At 69.1% G+C, this 21,077-nt stretch carries 14 protein-coding genes; 9 read left to right on the top strand and 5 right to left on the bottom strand.

Features of this window, described 5'->3' with window-relative positions; translation table 11 throughout:
• The first annotated feature begins 78 nt into the window (after positions 1-78).
• From AB0F43_RS18605 to AB0F43_RS18585, 5 genes are all read left to right on the top strand, one after another.
• Complete coding sequence (locus AB0F43_RS18605) at positions 79-936, top strand: DNA-formamidopyrimidine glycosylase family protein (RefSeq protein WP_360477716.1); 858 nt, start codon at positions 79-81, stop codon at positions 934-936.
• Between the two features lie 24 nt (positions 937-960).
• Complete coding sequence (locus AB0F43_RS18600; RefSeq protein ID WP_360477713.1) at positions 961-1,836, top strand: SDR family oxidoreductase; 876 nt, start codon at positions 961-963, stop codon at positions 1,834-1,836.
• A 19-nt stretch (positions 1,837-1,855) separates the two neighbouring features.
• Complete coding sequence (locus AB0F43_RS18595) at positions 1,856-2,179, top strand: rhodanese-like domain-containing protein (RefSeq protein WP_360477710.1); 324 nt, start codon at positions 1,856-1,858, stop codon at positions 2,177-2,179.
• 136 nt (positions 2,180-2,315) lie between these two features.
• Complete coding sequence (locus tag AB0F43_RS18590) at positions 2,316-5,693, top strand: phosphodiester glycosidase family protein (protein ID WP_360477707.1); 3,378 nt, start codon at positions 2,316-2,318, stop codon at positions 5,691-5,693.
• Between the two features lie 10 nt (positions 5,694-5,703).
• A complete protein-coding gene (locus AB0F43_RS18585; protein ID WP_360477704.1) occupies positions 5,704-6,612 on the top strand; it encodes an LD-carboxypeptidase in 909 nt (302 codons plus the stop codon).
• On the opposite strand, the gene AB0F43_RS18580 is transcribed toward AB0F43_RS18585, so the two are convergent.
• The 3 genes from AB0F43_RS18580 to AB0F43_RS18570 are packed head-to-tail and all read right to left on the bottom strand — an operon-like array spanning position 6,605 to position 11,989.
• Positions 6,605-8,407 carry a S9 family peptidase gene (locus AB0F43_RS18580; protein ID WP_360477702.1) on the bottom strand — a complete coding sequence of 601 codons (1,803 nt, stop codon included), beginning with the start codon at positions 8,405-8,407 and terminating at the stop codon, positions 6,605-6,607. The genes AB0F43_RS18585 and AB0F43_RS18580 overlap by 8 nt on opposite strands.
• A 43-nt stretch (positions 8,408-8,450) precedes the next feature.
• A complete protein-coding gene (locus AB0F43_RS18575) occupies positions 8,451-10,229 on the bottom strand; it encodes an ABC transporter ATP-binding protein (RefSeq protein ID WP_360477699.1) in 1,779 nt (592 codons plus the stop codon).
• A complete protein-coding gene (locus AB0F43_RS18570) occupies positions 10,226-11,989 on the bottom strand; it encodes an ABC transporter ATP-binding protein (protein ID WP_360477696.1) in 1,764 nt (587 codons plus the stop codon). Before AB0F43_RS18570 ends, AB0F43_RS18575 begins: the two co-directional genes overlap by 4 nt.
• 141 nt (positions 11,990-12,130) lie before the next feature.
• On the opposite strand from AB0F43_RS18570, the gene AB0F43_RS18565 reads away from it, so the two are divergent.
• On the top strand, positions 12,131-13,552 hold the full coding sequence (locus AB0F43_RS18565; RefSeq protein WP_360477693.1) for an MFS transporter: 1,422 nt from the start codon (positions 12,131-12,133) through the stop codon (positions 13,550-13,552).
• On the opposite strand, the gene AB0F43_RS18560 is transcribed toward AB0F43_RS18565, so the two are convergent.
• Positions 13,539-14,555, bottom strand: a complete 1,017-nt coding sequence (locus tag AB0F43_RS18560; RefSeq protein ID WP_360477690.1) for a (p)ppGpp synthetase — start codon at positions 14,553-14,555, stop codon at positions 13,539-13,541. The two genes, AB0F43_RS18565 and AB0F43_RS18560, sit on opposite strands and share 14 nt — an antisense overlap.
• A gap of 161 nt (positions 14,556-14,716) precedes the next feature.
• Here AB0F43_RS18560 and AB0F43_RS18555 point away from each other — a divergent pair, with 161 nt between their 5' ends.
• Entirely contained in the window at positions 14,717-17,587 is a 2,871-nt protein-coding gene (locus AB0F43_RS18555) for a S8 family serine peptidase (protein WP_360477687.1), read from the top strand.
• A gap of 103 nt (positions 17,588-17,690) precedes the next feature.
• On the top strand, positions 17,691-18,884 hold the full coding sequence (locus tag AB0F43_RS18550) for an ATP-binding protein (protein WP_360477684.1): 1,194 nt from the start codon (positions 17,691-17,693) through the stop codon (positions 18,882-18,884).
• Between the two features lie 18 nt (positions 18,885-18,902).
• Here AB0F43_RS18550 and AB0F43_RS18545 read toward each other — a convergent pair whose 3' ends face one another.
• Positions 18,903-19,922 (bottom strand): hypothetical protein, encoded by a 1,020-nt coding sequence (locus tag AB0F43_RS18545; RefSeq protein WP_360477681.1) that lies wholly within the window; start codon positions 19,920-19,922, stop codon positions 18,903-18,905.
• A gap of 275 nt (positions 19,923-20,197) precedes the next feature.
• Here AB0F43_RS18545 and AB0F43_RS18540 point away from each other — a divergent pair, with 275 nt between their 5' ends.
• On the top strand, positions 20,198-21,055 hold the full coding sequence (locus AB0F43_RS18540; RefSeq protein WP_360477678.1) for a DUF3152 domain-containing protein: 858 nt from the start codon (positions 20,198-20,200) through the stop codon (positions 21,053-21,055).
• Positions 21,056-21,077 lie beyond the last annotated feature (22 nt).

Here is a 21,077-nt window from a genome sequence, read left to right as displayed (position 1 = left end):
CTGCGGGTTCTCCCCGCCAATCCCCTGTTCCCACCCTTACTCCGGGAAAGTGTCGGTGGTGTAGGGCACACTGGGACGGTGCCTGAGTTGCCGGAGGTCGAGTCGCTGGCGGGGTTCTTGCGGGAGCGTGCCGTCGGGCGGGCATTCGTGCGCGCGGACGTCACGGCGATCAGTGCGTTGAAGACCTACGATCCGCCGATCTCGAGTCTGGTCGGCCTGCTGATCGACGATGTGCGGCGGCACGGGAAGTTCCTGGACATCGAGGCGCAGGGCGTGCACCTGGTGATCCACCTGGCGCGGGCGGGCTGGCTGCGGTGGCGAGAGGAGCAGTCGACCGCGCTGGTGCGGCCGGGCAAGGGCCCGATCGCGGTGCGCACGGTGCTGGACGACGGCTCCGGGTTCGACCTGACCGAGGCCGGCACGCAGAAGAAGCTCGCCGTGTACGTCGTTCGCGACCCGGCCGAGGTGCCCGGGATCGCGCGGCTCGGGCCGGATCCATTCACGCTGTCGCTGGAGCAGTTCACCGACATCCTGAAGAGCGAAGGCCGGGTCCAGCTCAAGGGCGTGCTGCGAAACCAGTCGGTCATCGCCGGCATCGGCAACGCGTACTCCGACGAGATCCTGCACGTGGCGAAGATGAGCCCGTTCAAGCCCGCCTCGAATCTGACCGACGACGAGCTGACGCTGCTGTACGACGCGATGCGCGAAACTCTCCAGGACGCGGTCGACCGATCCGCCGGCCTCGCCGTACAGGACCTGAAGTCGGAGAAGAAGTCCGGCCTGCGGGTGCACGGCCGCAAGGGTCAGAAGTGCCCGGTGTGCGGTGACGTCGTCCGCGAGGTCAGCTTCCACGACTCGTCCCTGCAGTACTGCGCCACCTGCCAAACCGGCGGCAAACCACTCGCCGACCGGCGGCTCTCGAAGCTGCTGAAGTAGTTTCCCCGTGGGTACTGCGGGACCATGGCAGATCCCACCGAACGGTACGCGGGCGCGGAGGCGCAAGGTCCCGAGCAGCTGGAGCATCCTGGCCGCAGCGCGGACATGGAGCGCACGCCCGACTACGGCGAGAAGACGTACAAGGGCAGCGGGAAGCTCAACGGCAAGCGGGCGCTGATCACCGGCGGCGACTCCGGGATCGGGCGGGCCGTCGCATTGGCGTTCGCCCGCGAGGGAGCCGACGTACTGGTGTCCTATCTCGAGAGCGAGGAGAAGGACGCCCAGGAGACCTGCCGCCTGGTCGAGGAAGCGGGCTGCAAAGCCGTCGCGGTCGCGGGTGACATCCAGGAGGAGAACCACTGCCGCAAGCTGGTCAGCCAGTGTGTCTCCGACCTCGGCGGCCTGGACATCCTGGTGAACAACGCGGCGTACCAGATGTCGCAGGAGGGCATCGCCTCGATCAGCACCGAGCAGTTCGACCAGGTGATGAAGACCAACGTGTACGCGATGTTCTGGCTGTGCAAGGCCGCCGTACCGGTGATGAAGCCGGGGTCGACGATCATCAACTCGACCTCGATCCAGGCGTACCAGCCGTCGCCGCAGTTGCTCGACTACGCGACCAGCAAGGCCGCGATCCTCAACTTCACCAAGGGGCTCGCGCAGGAACTGGCGCCGAAGGGCATCCGGGTCAACGCGGTCGCGCCCGGGCCGGTGTGGACGCCGCTGATCCCGGCGACGCTGCCGCCGGAGAAGGTGGACCAGTTCGGCGCGGACACCCCGCTCGGCCGGCCGGGACAACCTGCCGAGCTGGCCCCCGCGTACGTCTTCCTCGCCTCGGACGACTCGACGTACATCACCGGCGAACGGATCGGCGCCACCGGGGGCCGGCCGCTGCCCTGAGCCTGAGATGATCGAGGGCATGTTCCAGAACCAGGAGATTCCCTCGGTCGTGGTGGCCGAGTTGGACGACACCTTGCTCGCCGAGGCGTTCGTGTTGGATGTGCGGGAGCCGGACGAGTGGGACCGCGGGCACATCGAGGGGGCGAAGCACATCCCGCTCGGTGAGTTGCAGGAGCGGGTCGGCGAAGTACCGATGGACCAGAAGGTGCTGTGCGTGTGCGCGGTCGGCGGCCGCTCCGGGATGGCGACCCAGTTCCTGAACCAGCTGGGCCGCGAGGCGATCAACCTCGACGGTGGCATGCACGCGTGGCAGATCTCGGGCCGTCCGGTCAGCACGAACTAGAGGAGAAAACCTTCCGGTCAGCCTCCGGAGACGTTACTTTGTCACCGGTTGGTTGACCGGCGTACATCTGTGCCTCAGGTGACGGTAGAGCGCACGGCGTCGGATGGCCGCGTCCGTCCACGTTGGGGAGGCTCCTGTGTCGCTCTTCCGTCCTTTGACCACAGTGATCGGCGTGGGCGGCCTGCTCGCCGGCGCCGTCGTCAGCCCGGCCGTTGCGCAGTCCGCGGCCGAAGCCGAGGCCATTCCCGACGCCGCGATCGCCGGCGACGGTGTGCTGACGACCCGCGATGACAGCCCGGTAGCGCCGGGCGTGAACTACACCTCGTTCGAGCGCCTCGATCCGAAGGGCTGGCTGCGCGGCGACATCCTCGCGGCCGACCTGGACAAGCACGGCGTCACAGTCGACTACGTCAACACCGGCAAGGTCTCCGGCGGTACGCCGCTCAGCCAGCAGCTCGCCCGGAAGGGCGCGATCGCCGGGGTCAACGGCGACTTCTTCGACATCAACGACACCACCGCGCCGCTGGGGGTCGGGGTCGAGAGCAGTGGCCGCCTGATCAACGCGCCGGCGGCCGGGCACAACGACACCGCGGTGATCGGCAAGGACGGCCTCGGCCGCATCGCTCAGCTCTTCCTCCAGGGCAGTGCGACCGATGACGACGCGACGAAGCTCGAGCTGACCAACCTCAACTCGCCGACCGTGAACTCCGCCGGTATCGGCCTCTACACGCCGGAGTGGGGCGACGCGGCCCGCACCAGGACCGTCGACGGCCTGCCGACCGTTCGCGAGGTGATCCTTCGCGACGGCGTGGTCGTCTCCTCGGCTGCCACTCCGGGCACCACTCCGCTCGCCGCGAACGAGCAGGCGCTGATCGGGCGCGAGTCCGGTGCGGCCGCGCTCGGCGCCTTCGAAGTCGGCGACAAGGTCGACGTGCAGTACGGCCTGCGCCCCGACGCGGCCGACGTCGCCGTCGGTATCAGCGGCAACTACCAGCTCGCCAAGGACGGCAAGGTCCCGGACAACGTCCCGGACGCCGACCTGGCCCCCCGGACGGCCATCGGCTTCGACGCCGACGGCAGCCGGATGCTGCTGCTCACCGTCGACGGCCGCGCGACCGGTTCCCGCGGTATGTCGCTGAAGGAGCTGGGCCAGCTGATGATCGGCCTCGGCGCCGACGACGCGCTCAACCTCGACGGCGGCGGCTCGTCCACGATGCTGGCCCGCTCGCCCGGCGAGGCGGCGCCGCAGGTGGTGAACGATCCGTCCGACGGCGGCGAGCGGGTGATCCCGAACGGCCTCGGCCTGCTGCCGGTCAAGGGCTCCGGCAAGCTCACCGGCTTCCAGGTCGGAGCTTCGGGCACCGCGGCCGAGGACCCGGACACGGATGTCTCCCGCAGCTCCCGCGTCCTCACAGGTCTCACTCGCGTCCTCAAAGCCACGGGTCACGACGAGACCTACGCTTCGGCAGCGGGTACGCCGTACTGGTTCGCCGGGGCCAACGCCCGCGTCGACCAGGAGGGCGTGGTGACCGGGCGGAAGGCCGGCGACGCGATCGTCACCGCGGCCCGCGGCAAGGCGCACGGCAGGTTCCCGCTGACCGTTCTCGGTACGCCGGCCCGGCTGGCGCCGTCGACGCGCCAGGTCTCGTTGTCCGACTCCACGTCCAAGGGCTTCTTCGAGATCAACGGGTACGACGCCGACGGCTTCTCGACCTGGATCGAGCCGCGCGACATCACCCTCGCGTACGACGCCGAGCTCGTGCACGTGGTTGCTCGGGGCAATGGTTTTGAAGTGAATGCCCTCAGCAACGATGCGGTGTCGACGGTGATCACCGCGACAGTGGGCAAGCTGACCACGCAGCTGAGTGTCACCTCCGGCCTGAGCAGCACGGTGATCGACGAGGTCGACGACCTCAGCCGCTGGGCGGCGAACGCCGTACCGGCCGGAGCGGCGAGGGCGTCGCGATCCGCCGCCGAAGGGCACGACGGCGGGCAGGCGATCGCGCTCGACTACTCCCTCACCGGCACCACGGCGACGCGGGCGGCGTACCTCTCGGTGACGCCGCAGCTGCAACTGCCCGGCCAGCCGCAGAAGCTCGGAGCGTGGGTCTACGGCGACGGCAAGGGCGCGTGGTTGCGGGCGAACGCCTACACCGCGGCCGGTGGATCCCCGCAGACGCTGAACATCGCGGCGTCGGTGGACTGGGTCGGGTGGAAGTACGTCGAGGCGAACATCCCGCCGGGGCTGGCGATGCCGCTGCGGTTCTGGCGGATCTACGTCGTCGAGACCGTGCCGACCCGGCAGTACTCGGGCCGCATCATCGTCGACGACCTGACCCTGCGCGGTGCTCCGCCGGTCGACATGGCGCCGCCGGCCAAGGTGGTCGATCCGCTGGTGGTCACCGACGGGACCGTGGCGACCGACGGCCGGTGGCGGTTCGCGGTGATGTCCGACGCCCAGTTCACCGCGGACGACCCGAACTCCGATTTCGTCAAGCAGGCCCGGCGGACGATTCAGGAGGCACTTGCGCAGCATCCGGACTTCCTGGTGATCAACGGCGACTTCGTCGACCGTGGTTTCGCCAGGGACATCGCGCTGGCCAAGCAGATCATCGACGACGAGGTCGCGGGCGAGGTCCCGGTGCACTACGTGCCGGGCAACCACGAGAGCTACGGACCGGGTGACCTGTCCGAGTGGAGCAAGGTGTTCGGGCCGCCGACCAGCACGTTCGACCACAAGGGGACGCGGTTCATCCTGCGCGACTCGTCACTCGGGTCGTTGCGGGCCGGCGGGTTCGCACAGATCCTCGACCTCCGCGCGCAGCTCGACGACGCCGCCGCGGACACGTCGATCCGCAACGTCGTGGTGATGGCCCACCACCCGATCGACGACCCCTCGCCGACCGCGAACTCGCAGCTGGGTGACCGCAAGGAGGCCCGCATGATCGTCGACTGGCTGGCCGGCTTCCGGGCCTCGACCGGTAAGGGTGCCGCGTACATGGCCGCCCACGCCGGGACGTTCGCCGCCTCCCGGACGGACGGCGTACTGCTGCCGCTGACCGGCAATTCCGGCAAGGGTCCCTCCTCCGCGCCGGACGACGGTGGGTTCACCGGCTGGGCCCTGGTCGGCGTCGACCCCGATGCGCGTACGGCGGCCGCCGCCGAGCGGAACCGGTCGGCGCCCGAGCGGTCGTGGCTCAAGGTGGAGTTCCGGCCGCACGTGGACTCGCTGGAGCTCACCGCTCCGGCGTCGCTGCGTCGGGGTGAGACGGGTACGGCGGGTGCGACCGTCGTACAGGAGAGCCGGCGGGTGCCGGTGACGTTCCCGGTCTCGGCCGACTGGTGGGGCTCGCGCCAGTTGCACATCGGCCGGGCCCGGACCGCGCCGTTCTGGGCGGTCGCGTCGTACGATCCGTCGACCGGCCAGGTGACCGGGCTGCGACCTGGTACGGCTCAGCTGGGCGTCACGGTCAACGGCAGCTCGAAGAGCGCGACGATCACCGTCGGTTGGTAGCGTCTGGAGCGTGACTGATGTGACGGTGCCGAAGCGGTTGTCGGCCGGAGATCGGGTGGCTGTGGTCGCGCCCTCGGGGCCGGTGCGGGCCGAGCGGCTCGAGGTGGGGACGGCGTACCTGGAGCAGTGGGGGCTCGAGGTCGAGGTGATGCCGTCGGTGCTCGTGGGGCACGAGCGGTTGAACTACCTGGCCGCGGCCGACAAGGCCCGGGCTGTGGACCTGCGGAACGCTTGGCTGGACCCGAGCTTCGCAGCAGTCTTCTGCGCACGGGGTGGGTACGGCGTACAGCGGATGCTCGAGTACGTCGACTTCGACGAGCTGGTCGCGGTGCCGAAGTGGTTCGTCGGGTTCAGCGACATCACCGCTCTGCACGAGCCACTGAACGCACGCGGGCTGGTCACCATTCACGGCCCGATGGCGGCCGCGGTCGAGCAGTTAGGTGACGAGACAGGCCGGCAGCGCCTCCATGACCTGCTGTTCGAACCGGAACGTGTCACGGACCTGCTCGCACCCTCTGGTGCTCGGAGGTTGGTCGGCGGAGTCGCGGAAGGTCCGCTGCGTGGCGGCAACCTGGCGTTGCTCGCGGCAAGCGTCGGTACGCCGACCTACGCACCGCCGACCGGGATCGTGGTGGTCGAGGACGTGAGCGAGGACGCGTACCGAGTGGACCGGCTGCTGACCCAGTTGCTCAGGTCCGGCTGGTTCGCCGGAGTCACCGGTCTGGTGATCGGCGACTTCAGCGAAGCCGACGACTCCGGACTGGTGAGCGCGGTGGTGCGCGATCGGTTGGAACCGCTCGGTCTGCCGATGGTGGAGGGTTCTGCGATCGGGCATGAGGACCTGAACCTCGCCGTACCGCTGGGACTGCCAGTGCGGCTGGATGCGACCGAAGGAACGCTCACGCCGCTCTTCAGCTGAGGTGCTCGCGGAGGAACGTCAGCGCCTGCGCATAGCCGTCGAGCTTGTTCGGCAGCTTGGCCAGGCCGTGACCCTCGTCGGGGTAGACCAGGAGCTGGCACGGTACGCCGCGCGCGGTAAGCGCGTCCGTGATCTGCTCGGCCTCTGACAGCGGCACCCTTGGGTCGTTGGCGCCGTGGATGACCAGCAGTGGTGCTCGGATGTCGTCGACGCGGCTCAGCGGGCTCGCCGACTCCAGGAACTCCCGGTCGGTCGCGAGGTAGCCGTACTCCCGCTCCCGCGTGGCCCGCCGGTACTCCGAGGTGTTCTCCAGGAAGGTGACCAGCGACGCGATCCCCACGATGTCCACACCGGCCGCCCACAACGACGGCTGGAACGCCAATCCGGCCAGCACCATGTAGCCGCCGTACGAGCCACCCCACAGCGCCGCCCGCGCGGGATCGCACCCGATCGACGGCAGCCACGCGTGGATCGCGGCCAGGTCCTTCACCGAGTCCAGCCGCAGCTCGCGGTCGTCGAGCGAGTACCAGCGCTTCCCGTACGCCGCTGATCCCCGGACATTCGGTACGACGACCGTGTGGCCGTCAGCGGCGAGCGCGGAGACCACTGGGTACCAGCTGCGCATGGCCGCACCTTCAGGACCGCCGTGGACGTGGACAACAGTGGACCCGCGGTCAGGCCCGGTCGGCCGGTACACGAAGACGGGCACCTGCTCACCGTCGAACGACGGCACGCGGTGACTCTCAGGGTGTGTCAGCTCGGCAGGTACGTCGGGCATCCCCGGCGGGCGCATCGCGACGATCTCACCGGTCGCCAGCGTGTAGCGGTAAACGGTGGGAGGCTCGACCGGCGACTGGTACGTAAGCAGTGCGAACGCGCCGTCGGGTGACCAGATCGGGTCCGGCATCAACACGGACCGTGCGGCACAGCCGAGCGGCGGCAGGTCGAGTGGTGCGACGAAGGAGCCGTCCTCCAGTGTGTGCAAGGCCAGTGGCACCAGCCCGTCATCGATCACCGCGACGAGCAGGTGCTCCCCATCAGGGCAGACCCAGCCGGCCAGGTCGTGCTCATCGTCGACCAGCAGGTCCGTCCAGGTCCCCTCGGCCACGTCGTACCGCCGCAGCGCCATCCAGTCCCGACCCACGTTGCTCGCCACGATGAACCCGGACGAGCCCGGGAGCCACGACACCACCTTCTGGTCGTTGTGAGCGTCGTACGGCGTGAGCTCGGTGACGGACCGGGTCGTCGTGTCGACGAGGACGAGCTGCACCGAGTTGGCCGGTGCGCTGGCCAGGGACAGGACGACCCACTTGCCGTCCGGGGACGGGGCGACCGCCATGGCCCAGCCGCCGCCGTCGTACAGGACGGACTCCGTGCCGGTGGAGAGGTCATGGCTCACCAGGTCGAAGTCGACGCCGTTGCGGCGGTTGGTGGTGAACAGCACGCGGTCGGCGTTCGCCTCGACCAGGTTGTGCTTGAACAGCGGGTCGTGGACGAGTGGTATGAGCTTCCCGTCATCCAGGTCCAGGATGGACAGCTGGCCGCGTTCGTCGCCGCCGCTGTCGTGTTCGACGACCACTCGGTTGCTGCCGGGAACGAAGCGTGCGTTGCGGCACGTCTCGTCCAGATCGGTGAGTGCTCGCCAGGTGCCGTCGGGTGCCACCTCGTTGACCTGCCGGGTTCCGGTCCCGTCGTACAGGACGAGCAGGCGGCCCTCGTCGTTCACGTCGAGGGCCAGGGTGGTGGGCAGCGAGAGCAACGTCGTCAGCAGCACGCCTTCCATCCTCACACGCATCCGCAGAGTGGGGCAGCCCAACAGCAATGGGCTGCCCCACCGGTCAGCGGTCGCCGTGCCAGGAGCGCCAGAGGGCCGCGTAGGCGCCCTGGGCATCGACCAACTCGTCGTGGGCACCCAGCTCGACGATCTTGCCGTCCTCGACCACCGCGATCACGTCCGCGTCGTGCGCGGTGTGCAGGCGGTGGGCGATCGCCACCACGGTCCGGCCTTCCAGTACGCCGGCCAGCGACCTCTCCAGGTGCCGGGCGGCGCGCGGGTCCATCAGCGAGGTCGCCTCGTCCAGGACCAGCGTGTGCGGATCCGCCAGCACCAGCCGGGCCAGTGCGACCTGCTGAGCCTGTGCGGGCGTCAGCGAGGTCCCACCTGAGCCCACCTCGGTGTCCAGACCGTTGTCGAACCCGGCGACCCAACCGTCGGCGTCGACCGAGCGCAAGGCTGCCCACAGGTCGGCGTCGGACGCGTCCGGCCTGGCCAGGCGCAGGTTGTCCCGCACGCTGCCCACGAACACGTGGTGCTCCTGGTTGACCAGGGCAACATGGCTCCGGACCTGCTCGGCCGACATCTTGTCGAGCGCGGCGCCACCCAAGGTGATGTCACCGACCCGCGGCGAGTAGATGCCGGCCAGCAACCGGCCCAGCGTCGATTTCCCTGCTCCAGAAGGGCCTACGAGCGCGACCCGCGCCCCCGGCTGCACAGTCAACGTGACACCGTGCAGCACGTCCCGGCCTTCCAGATAACCGAACCGGACGTCGTCGGCCAGCACAGTCCGGCCCTCCGGCTCGGCCTGCTCATCGGTCGCGGCCGCTTCTACCTCACGGACCCCGACCAGCCGTGCGAGTGACACCTGCGCCACCTGGAGCTCGTCGTACCAGCGGATCATCATGTTCACCGGCTCGACCAGCATCTGGATGTAGAGCGCACCCGTGGTCAGTGCGCCGACGGTGAGCCAGCCCTGGATGGCGAAGCCGCCACCGATCACCAGCACCGCGGCCAGCGCGACCGTGTGGGTCATGTTGATCACCGGGAACAGCACCATCCGCAGGTAGAGCGTGTACCGCTCCCATGCGACCCACTGGCCGATCCGGGTGTCACCCAGCTTGATCCGGCGACCGCCGAGCCGGTGCGACTCCACCGTCCGGCCGGCGTCGACGGTCTCGGCCAGCGCCGAGGCCACCGCGGCGTACCCGGCCGCTTCCGACCGGTACGCCGAAGGCGCGCGGCGGAAGTACCAGCGGCCGCCGATGATCAGGATCGGTGCCGCGATCACCACCGCCACCGCCAGCTCCGGCGCGGTGACGATCAACGCGCCGATCAGCAGCGACGCCCAGATGATCGCGATGGTCAGCTGCGGTACGGCGTCCCGCATCGCGTGCGAGAGGCGGTCGACGTCGGTGGTGATCCGGGACAACAGGTCACCGGTGCCGGCCCGCTCCAGCACACCTGGCGGCAGCCCGACCGCGCGGACCAGGAAGTCCTCCCGCAGGTCGGCCAGCATCTCCTCGCCCAGCACGGCGCCACGCAGGCGAGTGAGCCGCACGAACACGGTCTGGACGAGCAGTGCGCAGACGAACCCGAGCACGACGTACGGCAGGTCGACGTCGCGCTCTCCCTGCGAGAGCTTCTGCACGACGTTGCCGAGCAGCCAGGGCCCGACCATGCCGCTCAGCGCCGCCACCGCGTTCACCAGAGTCAGCCAGGCGAACGCGCGGCGGTGCCGTCGGAACAATGTCTTCAGGTAGGCACGCACGGTCGCGCTACCTGCTACCGGCAGCCGGGCCGCTTCCTGCGGGGCTGCTGGGTCGTACTGAGGGCGCCTCACGCCGACTCCTCGAAGGTTGGCTCGTCTTCACGGGTGACGACCGCCCGGTAGCGCGGGTTGGTGTGCACCAACTCGTGGTGGGTGCCGACGGCATCGACCCTGCCGTCCGGCACGAACACCACCCGCTCCGCGCGGTCCAGCATCAGCGGGCTGGAAGTGAACACCACAGTGGTCCGCCCGGACCGCAGCAGCCGCAGGCCGTCCGCGATCCGCGCTTCGGTGTGCGCGTCGACCGCACTGGTGGGCTCGTCCAGCACCAGCACCGGCGGATCGACGTACAGCGAACGGGCCAGTGCCACCCGCTGCCGCTGCCCACCGGACAGCGACCGTCCGCGCTCGGTCAGCACCGCCTGCGTAGCGTCCGTCTCATCGGCCGGCAGCGACTGGCGCAGTACGTCGAGAATGTCCGCACACTGCGCCGCCTCAAGTGCTGTCTCCGGGGAGATCGCACCCGTCGCCGGTACGTCGAACAATTCCCGCACGGTCCCGGACAGCAGCACCGGGTCCTTGTCCTGCACCAGTACGACGGTCCGCGCGGACTCCAAGGGGATGTCGTCCAGTGGGACACCGTCGAGAAGCACAGACGCCACGTCCTCCTCGGCGGCCGGACTATGACCGCCCAGACGGTCGGCGAGCCGGCCAGCTGCGTCCGGGTCACCGCAGACGACCGCTGTGAAGGTTCCGGCCGGCACATGCAGCCCGGACACCGGGTCGAGCAGGTCACCGTCCGGCAGTTGGGCCTCGGCGGTGCCCTTGGTCGCGTCGGTCCGCTTGAGTGACAACACCCGGGCGGCCCGGCGCGCCGACACCTTGGAGAAGATGAACGCGCTCGCCGTCTCCTCGAACGTGTGCAGCGGCACCAGCATGAAGGTGATGAACCCATACGTCGTGACCAGCTCGCCGACCGTGATCCGGTTCGACATCACCAGCCGGACACCCAGCCAGACGACGATCACCAGGAACAACCCGAACATCAGCACCTGGAGAGCCGCGATCAGCGACCACATCCGGGCACTGCGGACCGCACTGGCGCGATACTCCTGCGAGGCCGAGCGGTAGCGGTCCAGGAACAGCTGCTCACCGCCGATACCCCGCAGCACCCGCAGACCGGCGACGGTGTCGGCGGCCAGCTCGGTGGCCCGGCCGCCCTTGGCCCGCTGCACGTCCGCACGACGCTCCGCGGGACCCATCAACGGGACGATCGAGAAGGCCAGCACCGGTACGGCGACGGCCACCACCAGACCGAGTTGCGGCTCGTAGAGGAGCAGCCCGATCACCACGGCGAAGCAGGTCAGCAGGGCGGCCGCGAACCTGCCGAGCACCTCGACGAACCAGCCGATCTTCTCCACGTCGCCGCTGCTCACGGCGACCACCTCACCGGCGGCGATCCGGCGGGTCAGCAGCGAACCCAGCTCCGCGGCCTTGCGGAACAGCAGTTGCTGCAGGCGCGACGTCGTACAGATCCAGTTGGTCACCACGGCGCGGTGGAAGTACGAGTCGGCGCCGGCCTTGGTGGCGCCGAAGGCGAGCAGCAGGCCGCCGGCCAGGAAGAGCTTGGGCCAGGACAGATCGATCACGGCCTGCACGGCCAGACCGACGGCGACCGGAGCGGCGGCGATACCGCCGAAGTAGAGCAGACCCCAGAAGAGCGCGATCGCTTGACCGCGCAACTGTTGATGCTCCAGCCAGATGATGAGTCGGAGACCGGACCGGGTATCCGGCACACCCGGGTCGGCAAACGGAATGAGGCGCAGCGACATGACGTCTCACAAAAGGGCATAGGAGGGAGTGAAGAAGGCACCTGACCAGGCGAATAGATCCAGCCTAGGCGGGGTCGCCGACAGTTCGCGAAGGGTTTTCAGGCTGGTAGTAAAGTCTTCAAGTACGACGAGGGGAGCCGGGTGGAGGAGCTGACGCGCAGGCGACGGTTGCTGATCCTCGGCATCTGCTGCTTCAGCCTGTTCATCGTCGGGCTCGACTCCACCATCGTGAACCTCGCGCTGCCGGCCATCCGGGCCGAGCTCGACGCGGACGTCTCCAAGCTGCAGTGGACCATCGACGCGTACACCCTCGTGCTGGCGAGTCTGCTGATGGTGTCCGGCTCGACCGCGGACCGGGTCGGGCGGCGGCGGACCTTCCAGGCCGGGCTGGTGCTGTTCGGAATCGGCTCGCTGCTGTGCGGGTTCGCACCGACCATCGAGTTGCTGATCCCGTTCCGGATGCTGCAGGCCGTCGGCGGGTCGATGCTCAACCCGGTCGCGATGTCGATCATCACCAATACCTTCACCGATCCGCGCGAACGCGCGCAGGCGATCGGTGTCTGGGGTGGTGTGGTCGGGCTCAGCATGGCTGTCGGCCCGGTGGTCGGTGGGGCCCTGGTCGACGCGGCGGGCTGGCCGTTCATCTTCTGGATCAACGTGCCGGTCGCGCTGGCCGCCGTACTGCTGACGGCCCTGTTCGTGCCCGAGTCGCGGGCCGCGGTGCCGCGGCGGATCGACCCGGTCGGGCAGGTGCTGGTCGTGCTGCTGCTCGGCGGGGTGACGTACGGGATCATCGAAGGTCAGCGGGCCGGGTGGACGTCGCCGCTGATCATCGGGTGCTTCATGCTGGCTGTCGTGTCCCTGATCAGCTTGGTGACTTACGAGCGGCGGCGGGAGGAGCCGTTGCTGGAGCCGCGCTTCTTCCGGAGCGCGCCGTTCTCGGGTGCGACGTTGATCGCGGTGGCGGGGTTCGCAGCACTGTCCGGATTCCTGTTCCTCAACTCGTTGTACCTGCAGTCGGTGCGCGGGTTCTCGGCGTTGCATGCCGGGCTGCTGACGTTGCCGATGGCAGCGATGACTGTGGTGTTCGCGCCGCTGTCCGGGTGGCTCGTCGGGCATCGCGGTCCGCGGTTGCCGCTGGTGGTTGCCGGGAGCATGCTCACCGCGTCCGGGCTGGTGCTGTCGCAGCTCTCGCTGGATACGAAGACGCTGGCGCTGCTCGTCGGCTACCTGATCTTCGGGCTTGGGTTCGGCATGCTGAATGCACCGATCACCAACGCGGCGGTGTCCGGGATGCCGCGGTCCCAGGCCGGCGTCGCGGCCGCAATCGCGTCGACCAGCCGTCAGGTCGGCGCCTCGCTCGGTGTCGCGATCGCCGGGACCGTGCTGACCGCGCGCCTGGTCGGTCCGCTGGAGAGCGGGTTCGTCGATGCGGCGCGACTGTGCTGGTACATCATCGCCGGCTGCGGATTGCTTGTGCTGATCCTCGGCCTGATCACGACCGGCTCATGGGCACGCCGTACCGCCGCCACCGTCGCCGAGGACCTCGTCAGGGCTCGATGATCCCGGCCCGCGTGAGGGCTTTGAGGCGGCCGCGGAGGATCTTCTGGCGGCGCTCCTCGTCGGGGAACAGGTCGACGTACGCCGTACCTTTCGCGGCGAGGAGGTCGTCGTCGAGGCGTCGCACGGTGCCGGCCGGGAAGCGGTGGGTCATCGCGGCCTGGACGGCGGAGCTGTCGATCCCGGCGAGCAGGTCGGTGAGTTGCTCCTCGGTGGTCACGCCGAGCCGCGCCAGAACGCTGAGGATCCAGGCGTAGTGGTTCGTCTTCGCGTGCGGGGCGTCCGGGTAGCGCCGGGTCAGGTACGACGTGAGCGTCGCGGTGGTCAGGTCACGCGGGGTCTTGTCCGGCTCGGCCGCCGCGAGCTCGCGGTACAGCCGGTCGATCTCGGTGAACTCGTTGTCCGCCAGCTCCATCAACGCCGCCGCGAGCAGGAACCGCCGGTCGAACTCGGCTTTGCGGTCCGGCGGGATGTCCAGCTTGTACCGGATGTCGTGCTCGAACTCGGCCCACGCGTGCTGGACCGCGGTCCGGACCTGGATCTCCATCGTCAGGTTCTTCAGTACGGCGTACTCGGGCAGCTCGCGGCGATGTGCGTTCAGCCGGACCAGGTAGTGCTTGCTCGCGTACCCGAACACACCCCGCGCCCGGGTGTGCGCGCCCATGTCGGTGTGCTCGACGATGTCGAACTCGGCCTCGATCACCTCGCACACCCGGTCCACCGCCTCGACCAGGAAGGTGATCACCCGGGCCGCGACCAGGTCGGTGATCTGGTTCAGCGGATCGTCGTACTTCGGCCGGCCGGGGTCGTCCGGATGCGGTTTCGCCGCCTTGGCCAGGAACGACTCCGGATCCTTCGCCCGGGCCGTCGCGCTCAGGTAGTTGATGCCCTCTTCCTCGCCGATCAGCTCGTTGATCAGCGCCTCCAGCTTGCGGGCACCGCCGACGTACTGCTGATGCACCCGCTCGTACAGGCTCCCCGCCTGCTGAGCCCACTCCCCGACCATGGCCGCACGATAGTGCTCTTGGCGGTGCTAAGCGCGTCTATCGAAATCTAGGTCTGACACTAGAAAGCTGTAGAGAGTGCTCGCGCCGTGGTTGTAGTTGAATCGGCAGCGACCTTTCCGGAGTGCCGTGTCATACTCCCTCGACTGCCACTCTGAGATCCGTGGGGGGATCTGTGTCGTTCCGTCCTGCCTCATTCGTGCGCCTCGGCGTACCTGCTGCCTTGATCGCCGCGACGCTGGTCGCGGTCACCGGCTCGGCCGGCCAGGCGGCCGCGCCGAAGCCGAAGCCGAAGCAACTTCCGTTCTCCACCGGGCAGACCACCGCCTATGACCCGCACTCCGTCCTGGTGAAGTTCCGGCCGAACGCGAGTGCGTCGGCCCGGAAACAGGCCCTCAGCAAGACCGCGGCCAAGGCCAGGACGTCCGTCGGGGCGGACGTCGTCGCGGTCACCGCAACGGTGCCCGCGTCCGAGCTGCTGAAGAAGCTCAAGGCGGACCCCAGCGTCGAGCTCGCGTCGCTGAACTACATCCGCAAGGCCACCGCGACGCCGAACGACGAGGCCTACGCGGCCGGCTTCCAGGGCTACCTGCCGACCGTCCGGATGCCGCAGGCGTGGGATCTCAGCAAGAGCGCCGGCGCCCAGACGGTCGCCGTACTCGACACCGGCATCGATGCCGGTCACCCGGATCTGGCCGGCCGGACCGTGGCCGGCTACAACGCCGTCAACCCGGCGACGCCACCCGTCGACGACAACTTCCACGGCACTTTCGTGTCCGGCATCATCGCGGCCAACACGAACAACACCGAAGGCATCGCCGGGGTCGCCTGGAGCGCGAAGATCATGCCGGTCAAGGTTCTCGACGAGTTCGGCGGCGGGACCGACGAGGACATCATCGAGGGCCTCAACTGGGCGGTCTCGCACGGTGCCCGGGTCGTCAACATGTCGTTCGGCGGGACGATGGAGAGCCTGGTACTGCGGGACGCGGTGGCGAATGCCGTGGCCAAGGGCGTCGTGGTGGTGGCCGCCGCCGGCAACACCGGGGACGACGCGCCGCAGTACCCGGCCGCGTACCCGGACGTGCTGTCCGTCGGCGCGACCAATGACAACGCCGTGGTCACCGGCTTCAGCTCGCGCGGCGACTGGCTCGACCTCGCAGCGCCCGGCTACGACATCGCCAGCACGGTGCCGAGCGATTTCGATCCAGAATTCCCGTACGGGATCGCCAGCGGGACCTCGTTCTCGGCCCCGATCGTCGCCGGTGTGGCCGCCTTGGTGCGCAACAGGTACCCGGCGTTCACTCCGGACCAGGTCGTCGCCCGGCTCAAGGCGACCGCCCGGGATGCGGGTCCGCGCGGCGCCGACCCGTACTACGGCGCCGGCATCGTGGACGCCTACGCCGCGCTGGGCGGCAAGTGGGCGGCCGACTTCACTCCCGCGACGCCGGACGGCAACGACTTCCCGGCCCGGGCTCAGGCCCTGGGCAGTTCGGCCTCAGCCACGATCGGTGCCGAGGGCGACACCGACTGGTTCAAGATCAGCTCCGCCGCCGCGCGCAACGTCACGATCAAGGTCACCGGTCCGGTGTTCGACTCCGCCGAGTTCGCGCAGAACTTCGGCCCGGTCGTGTTCGTCTACGACCAGGACTTCCGGCTGCTCGGCCACGCCCAGACCCCGCGCCCGGACGAGGACGAGGACGGGTTCGAGATCCCCGCCGCCCTGACCGCCGGGACAAACGCGAGCCTCAGTGCCGGCGTCACCTACATCCAGGTCCGGAACTCCAACGGCTCGCGTGACAGCCGTCCGTACACGGTGACGGTCACCGACTCGGACACCGGAGGCCCCGGGCCCACTGACCCGTCCTTCATCGTCCAGGACGCTTCGGTGCCCGACTTCACCGCGCACGTCCCGGTGAGCGTTCAGCCCACGGTCACCCTCAGCCGCGACGCGGCGCCGGCCAGCATCAACACCAACACGGTCCGGCTGCTGAACGGGAAGACCGGCGCACAGGTTTCCATCGCGCCGGGGTACGACGCCGCGGCGCGGAAGATCGTCATCACGCCGTCCAGCTCACTGCTCGACAACACGCCGTACCGGATCGTGATCGGCGCCGTGCAGGACACCGGCCCGGCGAGCCTCGGCGGCTACACGTCGACGTTCCAGACCGCCGATCTGGCACCGCAGGCGGTGACCTCGTTCGACGCGAGCGGTGCCTACCTGGCCGCGAACCTGTCCTGGAAGATTCCCGCCACGACGGACCTGGACTACGTCGTCGTCCGCCGCAATGCCGGCAGCACGGCGCCGACCTTCACCACCGGCGCCCTGGTTCACGCCGGTACGGCGTCCGCCGTCAAGGCGACCGGGCTGGCGCAGGGAACGACGTACACGTTCGCCGCCTGGGTTGTCGACCGCGGAGGCAAGGTCAGCCCGGTCGCGGTGACGCGGCTGCTCGGGATGAAGTCGGGAATCAGCACCACGGCGACGCTGATCAACTACGGCGGCTCGATCACGATCAAGGGCAGCACGCTGCGGATCGACAACGTGGCCTACGCGGGCCTGCCGGTCAACGTGTACGTGCGGTCGAAGAACGTCTCCACGTTCACCCTGCTCGCCGCGTTGAAGACGTCGTCGACGGGGACGGTCTCGATCGCCCACAAGCCGGCCGTGTCCTCGGTCTACATGCTGACCTTCCCCGGCAACGCCGACCTGATGGGGACCCGGACCGCGGACATCACCGTGCAGGTCGCGCCGACGATCTCGTCGGTGTTGTCGCCCACCGCGATCCGGCTGGGTGGCATCACGAAGCTGTCCGGATACGTCGCGCCGGCGCACTACGGCAAGCCGGTCTACCTGCAGCTGTACGCGAACAAGACGTGGACGTCGATCGCCTCGGTCAAGCTGAGTGCCTCGGGCGCGTACGCCTTCGGCATCAAGCCGGCGACGCGGGGCAGCTTCGCCTACCGGGTGCTGTTCACCGCGGACGCGGACCACGCGCAGGCGGTCTCGCCGTACCGCATCGTGACGGTCAGCTGATCCCCGCTGAGAACGTGTCGCGCCTCGACCGGGGCGCGACACGTTCTGGGGCTCGCTAGCGAAATCTAAGGAAAACGCTAGATGCGGCCATACAGTGAAATGCATGGATCCGATCCGGAATCCCTATGCGCCCGGCGCCGGTCAGCGGCCGCCTGAGCTGGCCGGACGCGACACCGAGGTGCGGCAGTTCGAGGTGGTGCTCGAGCGGGTCGCGGCAGGCAGGCCGGAGCGGAGCCTGGTGCTCAGCGGGCTCCGGGGCGTGGGTAAGACGGTGTTGCTGAACACCCTGCGGAGCCAGGCGATCAAGCGGGCCTGGGGCACCGGGAAGATCGAGGCCCGGCCGGACCAGAGCATCCGGCTCCCGATCGCGCAGGCGATGCACACCGCGATGCGCGAGCTCGGGCACCGGCACCGCGACGACGATCGGGTCGACCAGTTCAGCGCCGTACTGAAGGCATTCGCGCTGCGGACCGCGGCGAACGACCGCAAGGGGATCCGCTGGCACCCGCCGGTCGACGTGGCGGCGGCGAAGGGCCGGGCCGACTCCGGTGACCTGGAGATGGACCTGATCGAGCTGTTCACCGACGCGGCCGATCTGGCCGGCGACCTGTCCGTCGGGGTCGGGTTGTTCATCGACGAGATGCAGGACATCAGCGCGGACGACCTGTCCGCTCTGTGTGCGGCGTGCCACGAGATCTCCCAGCAGAGCGCACCGCTGGTCGTCGTCGGCGCCGGCCTGCCGCATCTGCCCGCCGTACTGTCGGCCAGCAAGTCGTACTCCGAGCGACTCTTCCGCTACATCCGCGTCGACCGCCTGGCCCGCGACGCCTGTGACCGCGCGCTGATGATCCCGGCCGAGAGCGAGGGCGTCCGGTACGACGACGAGGCGCTGGACGAGCTGTACGCCCAGACCGACGGCTACCCGTACTTCGTCCAAGCCTTCGCCCACGCCACCTGGGACCACGCCCCGACCTCGCCGATCACCGTCAAGGACGTCGCCGTCGCCGCCCCGGAAGCCTCCGCCGAACTCACCGTCGGCTTCTTCGGATCCCGGTACGAGCGCGCCACCCCGGCCGAACGCGAATACATGCGCGCCATGGCCGAGCTCGGCATCGGCGTCGACGACGGTTCGGTCCCCACCGCCGAGGTCGCCAGCACCCTCAACCGCAAACCCCAGTCACTCTCCCCCGCCCGCGACGGCCTGATCAAGAAGGGCCTGGTCTTTTCCGCCGAACGCGGCACCGTAGCCTTCACCGTCCCCCACTTCGGCAAGTTCCTCCGCACCCGCACAGCCTGATCCACGCAGACCGCCCGCTCAGACGCCGCCGACCCCGGTGCGCTGACGAGAGATGCCGAGCACCTGGATGTCCCCCGAGCCCTTGGGGGGCATGGCGAGGACCACCTGCAGTTGCTCGAAGTCCATCAAGGACTTGGTGTACCAACGACCCTTGACGGCGAGCGCCTGCTGCGGCCCGGGCGGCCACTTCGCCTGGGTCCCAGGCTCGACCGGGTGGATCCAGCTCATCGAGATTGTCGCGAATACCAGCACCTTGCCGAACGACTGCAGCGCCACCGCCGGACCGTACTCGACCGCGAGGGTGGCAGGTCGCTCGTCCGGCGTTGTCATCGACGCCTGCAGGATCAGGTCGCCTCGGTACTCGTCGGCGCTCCCGGTCAGCGCGAATCCGTCGAACAACAGACTTTGCGTCCTGGTGCTCATGTCCTGCGCCAGTCGTTGCACGGCCGCGGCCGGCGTCATCGACAGTCTGCCGAGCTCGGCTCTGGTCGGCGTTCGTACGCTCCCGCCACCCGGCAGGGGTGGAGACGTCACGTACTGAGCGAGCGTTTCCGAGCCGAGATTCACCAGATGGGTCCAGGCCCAGGGTGCGTCGGGAGCGCTGCGCTGTGCGAGGCCCGCGATCCGCTCGTCGGCTTTGCCTTTCACCTCGGCCGCCACGACCAGCCGCTGCGGCCACGTCCCCGGTGGCGTGACCGAACCTACCGGGTTCACGACGGCGAGCGGCGGGATTTTCCGTTTCAGGATGCGGTTGATCTTGTGGTCGGCGAGTTCTCGCTCCAGCAACGGGCCACTGGCGACGGTCCGGATCAGGGCGTCGTCGTACCGGGCCGAGGCACGGTTCCGAACCGCCAGGAACCCGCTCACGGCCTTCTGCACCTCCACCGCGGAGATCGCCGGCATCGGGCTCGGCGTCGGCGTGGTCGTTGTCGGGCTGGCGGCCGGCGAAGACGGCTGGGCCCCGCCCTCGGCTCCGTCCGAGCAGGCGGAAAGCGCAGCAAGAGCAACCAGTGTGCCGAGCAGACGTCGTCCGTTCATGTCCCGAGAAACTAGACCGGCCAAGTCCAGAACCGGTCCAGCGAGCATCCAGATGTGGTTCACCGGCCACCACACGTCAGGGGCCTGCAATACGTCGCGGAACTCACCACGTTCCTCGACCGGTACCGCTGAGCGTCGGCGCACCGGGCGAGTTGTCGGCGGGCACCGGGCGAGCTCCTGCTGACCGCAATGACTGGTTGCCTCGGGTTCGTTAGTGAGGGACGCGTGACACTCCCCTTTCGGGAGGCATGAGTGGGTCGGTAGGGTGAATCGTCATGACCACCCGGCGGACTGGCCAGCGCGCGGATGCGCCTGCCCGGAAAAGGAAGGGTGGGCGGCACAGCCGGAAGACGTCGTACCGGGCGCAGTGGTTGTCGGTGACCGCGCTGGCGGTGCTGGGGACTGTGGTGGTGGCGCATCCGGACGCGACGAACCGGCGGAGTCTGGCGGCTGAGGTGGCGGCCGGGGTTGCCGCGTCGGCGGTCGAGGTGCCGGTCAGTACGCCGACGCCGACGCCGGTGGCCACGCCGACGCAGAAGTTCACCACGCCGCAGCGTCCGGCGCCGACACTGACCCGGCCGCCGAAGGGCTCGAAGCCGAACTACTCGGTGTCCAGCGGCAAGCTCGCCGTCGTACCGGGGTCGGACAAGGCGACCGGCGTCCGGGACAAGCTGACCTACCGGGTCGAGATCGAGCAGGGTCTGTCGGTCAACGGGGCCGCGGTCGCGGCGGTCATCCACCAGACGCTGACCGACCCGCGCGGCTGGCAGGCCATCCACCCGGTCAACTTCGAGCGGACCGACAAGGTCGACGCCGATCTGCGCATCATCCTGGCCACGCCGACCCTGACCGACAAGCTGTGCCTGCCGCTCGACACCGGCGGTGAAGTCTCCTGCCGGGTCGAGGACCGGGTCGTGCTGAACGCGAAACGCTGGATGTACGCGATCCCGGCGTACGCGGGGAACGTCGCGCTCTACCGCAACTACCTGGTCAACCACGAGGTCGGGCACGCGCTCGGCCACGGCCACTCCACCTGCACCAAGGCGAAGACTCCCGCGCCGGTGATGATGCAGCAGACCAAGGGCCTGGCCGGCTGTCTGCCGAACGCCTGGCCGACGATCAAGGCGACCTGAGCGTTAGGCGACCTGAGCGAAG

The sequence above is a fragment of the Kribbella sp. NPDC023972 genome (genome assembly GCF_040639075.1).
Classification (GTDB): Bacteria; Actinomycetota; Actinomycetes; order Propionibacteriales; family Kribbellaceae; genus Kribbella.
This window is presented reverse-complemented; position numbering and strand designations above follow the sequence as displayed.